The sequence below is a fragment of the Achromobacter sp. UBA5777 genome (genome assembly GCF_002418565.1).
Taxonomy (GTDB): Bacteria; Pseudomonadota; Gammaproteobacteria; order Burkholderiales; family Burkholderiaceae_B; genus Achromobacter; species Achromobacter animicus.
Genome location: NZ_DIEJ01000264.1, coordinates 1 through 11,231, shown reverse-complemented (window position 1 = coordinate 11,231; position 11,231 = coordinate 1). Strand labels below are relative to the sequence as shown.

At 64.4% G+C, this 11,231-nt stretch carries 10 protein-coding genes; 3 read left to right on the top strand and 7 right to left on the bottom strand.

Going from position 1 to position 11,231, the window contains the following annotated elements; all coding sequences use genetic code 11:
* Positions 1–132: 132 nt before the first annotated feature.
* The 7 genes from B3446_RS22915 to B3446_RS22885 form a co-directional block, all read right to left on the bottom strand.
* Positions 133–1,401: a phenylacetate--CoA ligase family protein gene (locus tag B3446_RS22915; protein ID WP_291385614.1), complete on the bottom strand. Its 1,269-nt coding sequence runs from the start codon at positions 1,399–1,401 to the stop codon at positions 133–135.
* Between the two features lie 81 nt (positions 1,402–1,482).
* Entirely contained in the window at positions 1,483–2,319 is an 837-nt protein-coding gene (locus tag B3446_RS22910) for an ABC transporter ATP-binding protein (protein ID WP_175124974.1), read from the bottom strand.
* A gap of 106 nt (positions 2,320–2,425) precedes the next feature.
* On the bottom strand, positions 2,426–3,763 hold the full coding sequence (locus B3446_RS22905; RefSeq protein WP_291385612.1) for an ABC transporter substrate-binding protein: 1,338 nt from the start codon (positions 3,761–3,763) through the stop codon (positions 2,426–2,428).
* Positions 3,764–3,898: 135 nt separating this feature from the next.
* Positions 3,899–4,963: a branched-chain amino acid ABC transporter permease gene (locus B3446_RS22900; protein ID WP_175136809.1), complete on the bottom strand. Its 1,065-nt coding sequence runs from the start codon at positions 4,961–4,963 to the stop codon at positions 3,899–3,901.
* Positions 4,964–4,986: 23 nt separating this feature from the next.
* Entirely contained in the window at positions 4,987–5,916 is a 930-nt protein-coding gene (locus B3446_RS22895) for a branched-chain amino acid ABC transporter permease (protein WP_063955103.1), read from the bottom strand.
* A 24-nt stretch (positions 5,917–5,940) separates the two neighbouring features.
* A complete protein-coding gene (locus tag B3446_RS22890) occupies positions 5,941–6,738 on the bottom strand; it encodes an ABC transporter ATP-binding protein (RefSeq protein WP_175124976.1) in 798 nt (265 codons plus the stop codon).
* 5 nt (positions 6,739–6,743) lie between these two features.
* Complete coding sequence (locus B3446_RS22885) at positions 6,744–8,720, bottom strand: AMP-dependent synthetase/ligase (RefSeq protein ID WP_175136808.1); 1,977 nt, start codon at positions 8,718–8,720, stop codon at positions 6,744–6,746.
* 171 nt (positions 8,721–8,891) lie between these two features.
* On the opposite strand from B3446_RS22885, the gene B3446_RS22880 reads away from it, so the two are divergent.
* The 3 genes from B3446_RS22880 (at position 8,892) to B3446_RS22870 (ending at position 10,710) form a co-directional block, all read left to right on the top strand.
* Complete coding sequence (locus tag B3446_RS22880) at positions 8,892–9,599, top strand: Crp/Fnr family transcriptional regulator (RefSeq protein ID WP_175124978.1); 708 nt, start codon at positions 8,892–8,894, stop codon at positions 9,597–9,599.
* 60 nt (positions 9,600–9,659) lie between these two features.
* Positions 9,660–10,121, top strand: a complete 462-nt coding sequence (locus B3446_RS22875) for a MarR family winged helix-turn-helix transcriptional regulator (RefSeq protein WP_291385605.1) — start codon at positions 9,660–9,662, stop codon at positions 10,119–10,121.
* A gap of 163 nt (positions 10,122–10,284) precedes the next feature.
* Positions 10,285–10,710 carry an organic hydroperoxide resistance protein gene (locus B3446_RS22870; protein WP_056560358.1) on the top strand — a complete coding sequence of 142 codons (426 nt, stop codon included), beginning with the start codon at positions 10,285–10,287 and terminating at the stop codon, positions 10,708–10,710.
* The last annotated feature ends 521 nt before the right edge of the window (positions 10,711–11,231 follow it).

Genomic DNA, 11,231 nt, shown 5'->3' with positions numbered 1-11,231 from the left:
AAGCTCGCCGGCATGGGCATCCACGCATTCATCACGCGGGCTGGGCGCCGCGAAGGCGACGCAACCGGACCGCGCGCGTAGCGGCCGCTTGCCCGCGCGCCTGCCCGCGCGCTTGCCCTCGCGTGGAATCGCCTATTCGTACGTCCGGATGTCGTCGATGACCTTGCCGTCGTTCGGCAGACCGCCCTCGGCCACCCATTCGACATCGGCCCGCAACTTCGTCACGTCGCGCGCCGAATCGGCAATGCGCCTGGCCAGCTCGTCGTTCTGCTCGCGCGACTCCAGCTTCAGCACCATGCGGTCCGACCCGGTGCTGCCGCTGATGACCAGCCGCGCGCGCAGGATCTCCGGATGCCGCCGCGCCACGTCCGCCACCTGCGACGGATGCACGAACATGCCGCGCACCTTGGTGGTCTGGTCGGCGCGTCCCATCCAGCCCTTGATGCGCGTGTTGGTGCGTCCGCACGGCGAGATGCCGGACATCACCGCCGACAGATCGCCGGTGCCAAAGCGCACCAGCGGGTAATCGGGATTCAGTGTGGTCACCACGACCTCGCCGACTTCGCCTGCCGGCACGGGTTCACCGGTGCCCGGACGCACGATCTCGACAATGATGTCCTCACCCACCACCAGCCCTTCGCGGGCGGGCGTCTCAAACGCGATCATGCCCAGGTCGGCGCTGCCGTAGGCCTGGTAGCCGTCGATGCCGCGCGCCGCCAGCCAGTCGCGCAGCGACGGCGGAAAGGCTTCGCCGGAGACCAGCGCGCGCCGCAGCGAATCGAGCTTCACGCCCAGTTCATCGGACTTTTCAAGAATGATCTTCAGGAAGCTCGGCGTGCCGGTGTAGCCGCTGGGCGCCAGGTCCTGAATCGCGCGCACCTGCTGCTCGGTCTGCCCGGTGCCGCCGGGGAATACGGTGCAGCCCACGGCGTGGGCAGCCGTTTCCATCATCGAGCCGGCCGGCGTGAAGTGGTAGGAAAAGCAGTTGTACGCCAGCTCGCCGGCGCGAAAACCCGCCGCGTACAGGGCGCGCGCAAAGCGCCAGTAATCCGAGCGCGCGCTTTCCGGTTCGTAGATGGGGCCAGGCGAGGCGAACACGCGCATCGCTTCGCCCCAGCCGATGGCGGAGAAGCCGCCAAAGGCCTTTTCGGGACCGGCGGGCCGGGCGCCGTCGTCGCGGCTGTGTTGCTGGCGTTCCAGCAGTTCATGCTTGCGCAGGACCGGCAGCCGGGCCAGCGCCTCGCGCGAGGTGATCGTGGCGGGGTCCACGCCGCGCAGTTGTTCGGCAATGGCCGGCGCGCGCGCGACGGCCCGCGCAATCGCCCCGGGCAGGGCGGCCATCAGATCGCGCTCGCGTTGCTCGGGCGCGCGTGTTTCGCGGTCATCGAAAAACTCGGACATGGAATCGCACCTTCTCGTGTGCCGGTTGGCGGCGCCGTTGCCGGCGCCATGCGGCAAGCGCTGGCTTGCCCGCGTCGGGAATCAGGCCAGCCAGCGTTTGCGGCGGCGGTAGAACTTGTTGTCTCGGAAACTCTTGCGTTCGCCGCTGGAAATGCCCAGGTAGAACTCCTTTACGTCCTCGTTCTGCGCCAGGTCGGCGGCAGCGCCGTCCATCATCACGCGCCCGTTTTCCAGGATGTAGCCGTAATCGGCGTAGCGCAGCGCGATGTTGGTGTTCTGCTCGGCAAGCAGGAAGCTCACGCGCTCGCGCTGGTTCAGGTCGCGCACGATCTCGAAGATCTCTTCGACGATCTGTGGCGCCAGACCCATCGACGGCTCATCGAGCAGGATCATGTTGGGGTTGGCCATCAGCGCGCGGCCGATCGCGGTCATCTGCTGCTCGCCGCCCGAGGTGTAGCCGGATTGGCTGGTGCGGCGCTGCTTCAGGCGCGGGAAATACTGGTAGACCCGCTCCAGCGCGGCGGTGGTATCCCCCCGGCTCATGCTGCGCGTATAGGCGCCCGTCAGCAGGTTCTCTTCGATGGTGAGGTGGGCAAAGCAATGCCGGCCTTCCATCACCTGCACGACGCCGCGCTTGACCAGTTCGGCGGGCGTCAGGCGTTCGATGCGCTGGCCGCGGTACTGGATGTGGCCCTTGGTGACGTCGCCGCGCTCGCCCTTGAGCAGGTTCGAGATCGCGCGCAGCGTCGTGGTCTTGCCCGCGCCGTTCGCGCCCAGCAGCGCCACGATCCTGCCTTCCGGCACCTGCAGGGACACGCCCTTGAGCACCAGGATCACGTGGTTGTAGATCACCTCGATGCCGTTCACATCGAGCAGCACCTGGGGGGCGTCGGCGGCGGCAATATTGGCGTCGTTCATAAACCTTCCTGCGGCGTGGCGGCGGCCGGCCGGAAAACCGGCCGCCGGTTCATATCAACCTGCGTTGCGCGCCCGCGGCAAACACGCCGCGGGCGCTCCAGAAGCATCACTCACACTTGCGCGGCGTGATGTTCTTTTCCTTGGCGTACTTGGCCGCCGATTCCTTGACCATCGGGTCCAGGATGGTCTTGTCGGCCTGATACCAGTCGGAGACCACCTTGAACTTGGCACCGTCCCACTGCACGATGCGGGCCCAGTCGTCGCCCTTGTGGTTGGCGCACGAGGTCTTGACCGGACGCATGATCTGGCCAAAGCCCAGCTTGTCGAGTTCTTCCTGGGTCAGGTCCAGGTTCTCGAAGCCCCAGCGCACCTGCTCGGGCGTCAGCGCCTTGCCCTTGCCGTACTTCTCCTGCGCGGCGCGGATCGCTTCCACCTGCAGCATCGAGATCATCATGCCGCGCGTGTGGGCGATGGTGCCCAGCGTGGTCTTGCCGGTCTTGTCCGCGCCCTGACCCTTGTCGTAGACGTACTTCTTCAGATCGTCATAGACCTTGTCGCTGTCGGCGCCGCTGTTGTGGATCGTGATGGCGTTGTAGCCCTTGGCGACATCGCCCAGGTCCTTGACGTCGCCTTCCGAGCCGGCCCACCAGATCGCGTACATCTTGTCGCGCGGATAGCCGCTGGCCTGCGCTTCGCGGATGGCGGTGGGCGTCATGATCCCGGCGCTCCACAGCAGCACGTAGGCCGGACGCGCCTGGCGGATCTGCAGCCAGGTGGACTTCTGCTCCACGCCCGGCGCCGTCACCGGATACAGCAGCAGTTCAAAGCCTTCCTTGGCCGCGCGCTTCTGCAAGAGCGGGATCGGCTCCTTGCCGTACGGCGAGTCGTGATAGACCAGGGCGATCTTCTTGCCCTTGAGCTTATCCATGCCGCCTTCTTTCTTGGCGATGTCCTGGATCATCACGTCGGCGGCAGTCCAGTACGTGCCCAAGAGCGGGAAGTTCCACTCAAACACGCTGCCATCCACCGACTGCGACAGGCCGTAGCCCATGGTTTCCACGGGCACCTTGTCGATGATCGCCTTGTCGCTGACCGCGAACGTGATGCCGGTGGACTGGGTATCAAAGCCCGATGCGCCGGTGCCCTTGCCCTTCAGGCGCTCGTAGCATTCCACGCCGCGGTCGGTGGCGTAGGCGGTCTCGCATTCTTCGTACGTGATCTTGACGCCGTTCACGCCGCCATCGCGCTCGTTGACGAGCTTCAGGTAATCCAGCTTGCCGTCGGCCCAGGGAATGCCCAGCGGCGCGAACGATCCCGTGCGATACACCAGCAACGGAACGAACTGCTCTTCGGCTGCCATTGCCGGCGTGGCCACGGCGCCTGCGGCGCCGGCTGCGGCCATCAGGGCTGCCGCCAACTTCAGGTTAAGACGCTTCATCTCCATTTACCTCCTGCGTGGTGCTTGGGTCGGTTCAACCCTGGGACACCGGGATTGGCCCGGTCTTGAGCCGGGTATTCGGGGCGGTGGTCCAGCGCGGTCGTGCCGCGTCGGACCCGCGGAAATCAAAACGAAAAAAGATCAGTGGGGGAACGGCCAGATCCTCAGCTTCTCCTTGCCGATGCTCCACAGCCGCGCCAGGCCGTGCGGCTCGGCGATCAGGAAGAACACGATCAGCGCGCCGAACACCATGTGCTCGATGTGCGCGGCGGTGTCCACCGACAGCGGCAGGCCCAGCATGTGCGGAATGTTCGCCAGTGCCACGGGCACCAGCACGATGAACGCCGCGCCGAAGAAGCTGCCGATGATCGAGCCCAGCCCGCCGATGATGACCATGAACAGCAGCTGGAACGAGCGGCCCAGGTCGAACGCCAGCGGCTCCCAGGAACCCAGGTGGATATAGCCCCATAGCGCGCCGGCCACGCCGACGATGAACGAACTGACCGCGAACGCCGTCAGCTTGGCGTACATGGGCCGGATGCCGATGACCGATGCCGCCACGTCCATGTCGCGGATCGCCATCCACTGGCGGCCGATGGCGCCGCGCACCAGGTTCTTGGCCAGCAGGCTGAAGACGACGACCAGGATCAGCACGAACAGGTACTTCTCCATGGCGCTTTGCACCGGCAGGCCAAAGGCCGTGAGCGGCGGCACCGACACGCTGCCCGACGACGAATAGTTGGTGAAGAAGGGGATGCGCAGGAACGCCCAGTCCACGAAGAACTGCGCCGCCAGTGTCGCCACCGCCAGATACAGGCCGCGGATGCGCAAACTGGGGATGCCGAAGATGACGCCGACGATGGTGGCGAAGCAGCCGCCCAACAAAATCTGCACCACGAGCGGCATGCCGGGGAAGCGCACGCCGAAGTTCCAGGCCGCATACGCGCCCACCGCCATGAAGGCGCCCGTGCCCAGCGAGATCTGCCCGCAGTACCCGACCAGGATGTTCAGGCCCACGGCGGCCAGCGCCAGGATCAGGAACGGAATCAGGATGGCGCGCAGCAGGTAGTCGCTGGCCATGGCCGGCACGACGATGAACGCCACCGCCATCAGCAGCCAGATGAAGACGCGGTCCTGGCGGATCGGGAAGATCTGCTGGTCGGCGCGATAGCTGGTCTTGAATTGGCCGTTTTCGCGATAGAACATTTTTTATCCTCGGTGACGCAGGCTTAGACGCGGTCGATGATCTTCTCGCCGAACAGCCCTTGCGGACGGAACAGCAGGAACACCAGCGCCAGCACGTAGGCGAACCAGATTTCGATGCCGCCTCCCACAAGCGACCCCAGATAGACCTCGGACAGCTTTTCCCCCACGCCGATGATGAGGCCGCCCAGGATGGCGCCCGGCACTGACGTCAGGCCGCCCAGGATCACCACCGGCAGCGCGCGTAGCGCGGCGGTGGACAGCGTGAACTGCACGCCGAACTTCGATCCCCAGATGATCCCCGCCACCAGCGCCACCAGCCCCGCCACGCTCCACACGATCACCCAGATGCGGTTCAGCGGAATGCCGATCGACTGCGCGGCCTGGTGGTCGTCGGCCACGGCACGCAGCGCGCGGCCCGTCGAGGTGTACTGGAAGAACAGCGCCAGCGTCGCCACCAGCAGCGCGGCGATGACCGCCGCGGTCAGGTCTTCAAGGTTGATGAGCAGCCCCCCCTCAAACACCGAGTCCAGGATCATGAGCGGATCCTTGGGCATGCCGACGTTGATGGAGTACACCGAGCTGCCGAACGTGATCTGGCCGAGGCCGTCCAGGAAATAGCTGATGCCCAATGTGGCCATCAGCAGCGTCGTGGCTTCCTGGTTGACCAGGTGGCGCAGCACGAAGCGCTCGATCGCGACCGCCAGCAGGAACATCACGATCGCGCTGACGATGAACGCCAGCACGTTGGCCAGGATCATGTTGTCAAAGCCCAGCCAGCGCGGCAGCCATTCCGAGAAGCGCGCCATGGAAAGCGCCGCCACCAGCACCATCGCGCCCTGCGCGAAGTTGAAGACGCCGGACGCCTTGAAGATCAGCACGAAGCCCAGGCCGATCAGCGCGTACAACATGCCGCTCATCAGGCCGCCGAATAAGGTCTCTAGAAAAAATCCCATGTCTTTCCGCCTTGGTTGTCCGGCTTAGTGCGACACGCCGAGATAGGCGCGGATGACGTCCTCATTGGCGCGGACCTCATCGGGCTTGCCGTCGCCGATCTTCTTGCCGTAGTCCAGCACGACCACGCGGTCCGAGATGTCCATGACCACGCCCATGTCGTGTTCGATCAGCACGATGGTCGTGCCGAACTCATCGTTCACATCGAGGATGAAGCGGCTCATGTCCTGCTTTTCCTCGATGTTCATCCCGGCCATCGGCTCGTCCAGCAGCAACAGGCGCGGCTCCATCGCCAGCGCGCGGCCGAGGTCGACGCGCTTTTGCAGCCCGTAGGGCAGGCGGCCCACCGGCGTCTTGCGATAGGCCTGGATCTCCAGGAAGTCGATGATGTTCTCGACGAACTCGCGGTGCTGCATCTCTTCGCGTTCGGCCGGCCCCAGGCGGAACGCCTGCGCCAGCAGGCCGCTCTTCATGCGCAGGTTGCGGCCGGTCATGATGTTGTCCAGCACGCTCATGCCCTTGAACAGCGCCAGGTTCTGGAACGTGCGCGCAATCCCCATTTCGGCGGCGCGGCGCGGGTTCATGCGCGAAAACCGCTCGCCGCGGAACGCGATGCCGCCCTGCTGCGGCGTGTACACGCCATTGATGACGTTGAGCATCGAGCTCTTGCCCGCGCCGTTGGGTCCGATGATGGCGCGGATCTCGTGCTCGCGCACGTTGAAGGAAATGTCGGTCAGCGCCTTCACGCCGCCGAAAGACAGGGAGATGTTCTGCATGTCCAGCATGACATCGCCGATACGCTGGTCGCGGTCGTTAGTGCTCATGTTCTTTACGCGGCTCGGGCGGTGATGGCGGGAAACGTCTTGACCGGATGGATCCGCAGATCCGCCGAAATCTTGCCGGTGCGTCCGTCTTCGAATTTCACTTCGGTCTCGATGAACTGCGACTGCTTGCCGCCAAAGAGCGCATCGATCAGCACGCCGTACTTCTGCGCGATGAAGGCGCGGCGCACCTTGCGCGTGCGGGTCAGCTCGTCGTCGTCCGGATCCAGTTCCTTGTGCAGGATCAGGAAACGGCTGACCTGCGACGCGGCCAGCTTGGGATCTGTTGCGAGATCCGCGTTGACCTGCTCCACGCACTCGGCGATCAGCTGGTAGACCTCGTCCTTGCCCGCCAGGTCGGTGTAGCCGGCGTACGGCAGGCCGCGGCGTTCGGCCCAGTTGCCCACGGCCTCCAGGTCGATGTTGATGAACGCGCACACGTCTTCGCGATTCGCGCCAAACGCCACCGCTTCCTTGATGTGCTGGAAGAACTTGAGCTTGTTCTCGATGTACTTCGGCGCAAACAGGCTGCCGTTGGCCAGCTTGCCCACGTCCTTGGCGCGATCGATGATCTTGAGCTGCCCGTCGGTATCCAGATAGCCGGCGTCGCCCGTGTGGAACCAGCCGTCGGCGCTGCGCGCCTCGGCTGTGGCGTCGGGATTGCGGTAGTACTCCTTGAAGAGTCCCGGGCTCTTGACCAGGATCTCGCCGTTGTCGGCCACGCGAATCTCCACGCCCGCCACCGGCGGGCCGACGGTGTCGTCGCGAACCTGGCCATCGGGCTGCACGCAGACGAACACCGAGGTCTCGGTGGATCCGTACAGCTGCTTCAGGTTGATGCCGATGGAGCGGTAGAACACAAAGAGGTCCGGACCGATGGCTTCGCCGGCCGTGTACGCCACGCGCACGCGGCTCATGCCCAGCGCGTTGCGCAGCGGACCGTAGATCAACACGTTGCCCACCGCGTAGCGCATGCGGTCCCAGGCGTTGACGGATTCACCGTCCAGAATTTTTGTGCCAACGCGGCGCGCCAGCTTCATGCACGCCGCGAACAGCTTGCGCTTGAGATAACCCGCATCTTCCATGCGGATCATCACGTGCGTCAGCAGGCCTTCCAGCACGCGCGGCGGCGCGAAGTAATAGGTGGGGCCGATGTCGCGCATGTCGATGGACACAGTGTCGGGCGACTCGGGATGATTCACCGTAAAGCCCGTGACCAGCAACTGCGTGTACGAGAACATGTTCTGGCCGATCCACGCAGGCGGCAGGTACGCCAGCACGTCTTCCTGGTCGGTCAGCTTTTCCATTTCTGACACGGCGCGCGCGCGGTCGATGAGCGCATGGTGCGTCAGCACCACGCCCTTCGGCTTGCCCGTCGTGCCGGATGTATAGAACATGGCTGCGGCGTCGTGCGGCTGCACGGCAGCCACGGCGCGGGCGTAGAAGTCGGGGTGCTTGGCGGCGTATTCGCTTCCCAGCGCTTCCAGTTGCTCATACGACAGCAGCATGGGATCGGCGTAATGCCGCAGGCCGCGCGGATCGTCGAACACGACATGCTTGAGCGCAGGGCACTGTTCGCGCACCTCGATCATCTTGTCGACCTGCTCCTGGTCCTCGACGATCGCAACGCTGATCTCCGCATCCTGCAGCACGTAAACCATTTCCTGCGCGACCGCGTCCTGATAGAGCGGAACAGGAATGGCGCCCAGCGATTGCGCGGCCATCATGGCCATGTAGAGGCGCGGGCGGTTTTCACCGATGACGGCGACGTGCATGCCGGGCTGAATGCCGAGCGATGCAAGACCCTGCGCGACGTGACGGACATGCTCCGCCACTTCGGACCAGGTCAGGGTTTGCCAGATCCCCAGGTCTTTCTCTCGTATCGCGGGCCGCGACCCGCGAACGTTGGCATGCGCGAGCAGCAGCGCCGGAAAGGTGTCCGGCGCCGCCGGCACCTGTGCAGATGCGGGCGATGAATGTGCCACGTTGTCTCCTCCGGTTTGGGCGCATCGCGCGCAGTGCCTGCATTGGAAGCGGCGGTTGCGGCGGCGTGCTTGACCAGTTGGTTTAGATTTACGGCAGGAGTTAAGGTATAAGGTTGGGTTGCTACCAACTGTCACCATCGCGACATTCAAGGACCTTTTAGGGTATTCCCGATGCAGCTATCCGACTCCCTGCAACTCGCCGCCGCCTGGTTCCGCGTGCTCAACGCCGAACAGCAAGCGCGCGTGGAGCGGGACCTTTCCGTGCAGCAGGTCGTTGCCGGATCGATCATAGAGCGCAAAGGCGAACTCGCCCAGGCTTGGATCGGCGTGCTGGCGGGACTGGTGAAGGTGTCGGTGGGCAATTCGGAAGGCAAGGTCGCATCGCTGACGGGCGTGCCCGCTGGCGGCTGGATCGGCGAGGGCTCGCTGCTGAAACGCGAGGTCCGCAAGTACGACATCGTGGCGCTGCGCGATTCGGTGGTGGCGCGCCTGCCGGGCACCACGTTCGACTGGTTGCTGGATACCAGTATTCCGTTCAACCGATACCTGCTGCATCAACTGAACGAGCGCGTGGCGCAGTTCATCGGCAAGGCGGAGTACGACCGTCTGCTGGATCCCGATGCGCGCGTGGCCCGCTGTCTGGCCGAGCTCTTCAACCCTTTGCTGTATCCGGGGATGGGGATGCGCCTGACGATTACGCAGGAAGAAGTCGGCTATCTGGCCCGGGTGTCACGTCAGCGTGCGAACCAGGCGCTGCGCAAGCTGGAAGAGGCGGGGTTACTGAACGTGGAATACGGCGCAGTGCGGGTGCTGGACCTGGACGGGCTGAAGCAATACGGCTCGGACCGCGGCGCGGTGGAAGCGGAGCAGGCGGCGTAAGCGTTATCGGCACTGAAAAAAAGTGTTGACGATAAATCGCGCGCTATTTAATATCGCACAATGAAATCCAGAAACAAGACCAAAGCCGCTTTCAACCCGCTGCTGCTGGACAGCCAGTTGTGCTTCGCCTTGTACTCGACCTCGCTGGCGATGAACAAGGTGTACCGCAAGCTGCTGAGCGGGCTGGACCTGACCTACCCGCAATACCTGGTGATGCTGGTGCTGTGGGAAGGCGACGAAATTACGGTGACGGATATCGGCAGCCGCCTGTTTCTGGATTCGGCCACGCTGACGCCGCTGCTCAAGCGCCTGGAGGCCGCGGGCCTGGTGACGCGCAAGCGCGCCGTGGCGGACGAACGCCAGGTGATCGTGGGCCTGACGAAGCAGGGCCGCGATCTGCGCGACAAGGCCGAAGCGGTGCCGCATGCGGTTGGCGCAGCAGCGCAGTGTTCGCTGGACGAAGCGCAGGGCATGACGAAGATGCTGCACGCACTGCGGGAGAAGCTGGCCGGAAGTCTTTGAGGTTGTGGGTGATGACTGTCATCATCCGGTTTTATAAATAGCGCACGATATTGTTGTTCACTATTTAAAGTCTTAAGCAAGTCGCAAGTTCATCGTTGACCGCCAACACGGGAAGGGTCCCGCAAGGCAAGCAGTTCAAACTTTCATTCAAAGGAACCACACCATGTCGATCGAAAAAGTCCTCTACCGCGCCAACGCCACCGCCACCGGAGGCCGCGAAGGCCGTGGCGTCAGCGACGACGGCAACCTGGACGTCAAGCTGACCACCCCGCGCGAACTGGGCGGCGCCGGCGCAGCAGGCACCAACCCCGAGCAACTCTTCGCCGTCGGGTACTCGGCCTGCTTCCTGGGCGCGATGAAGTTCGTCGCCAACCGCGACAAGATCGCGATCCCGGCGGACGTGTCGGTAAATGGCATCGTCGGCATCGGCGCCATCCCGACGGGTTTCGGCATCGAAGCGGAACTGAAGATTTCGCTGCCGGGCTTGGACCGTGCAGAAGCTGAAAAGCTGGTCGCGGCTGCACACATCGTGTGCCCGTATTCGAACGCCACGCGCGGCAACATTGATGTGACGCTGACGATCGTTTGAGATTGACCTTGCATCGAGTTTGATGCGACGTGAGAGTGGGCCTTGCAGGTGAAGACTGATTTGGTCGGTTGCCTGTGAGGCCCATTTCCTTTTGCCGCGCCACGAAGCTCTTCGTAGGTCGCCCGGCGCCGCAGTCACCGTGGGCACGATCGCCCACGATTGCGGTCCGGAGCCTTCGCTCCGGACTGCCCCTTCGTCATCTTCGTCCAGGCCTTCGGCCTTCCCTTCAGATTCCCTCGGGCGCATCGACGGCGCTCGCGCCCACGGTGACCGCGACGCCGTGCTACGAGGGTCTTTGGTATGCGGCGCTACAAGACCTGTGTTCAGGGCAGGAGATCTGCGAGGCCGCCGAATTGCTGCCGCCCGGGCGGCGGCAATCGGCATCGGCGCTGCGGGTCGTCGGTGCGGCGTGCGCTTGCGCGCTTGCGGAGAGCGGCTTGCGAATGACGCTCGTCAGTGTCAGACACTCAACGTTGCCATAGGCAAGAACCCAACCACACCGCAGCCACACGCGAAGCGTC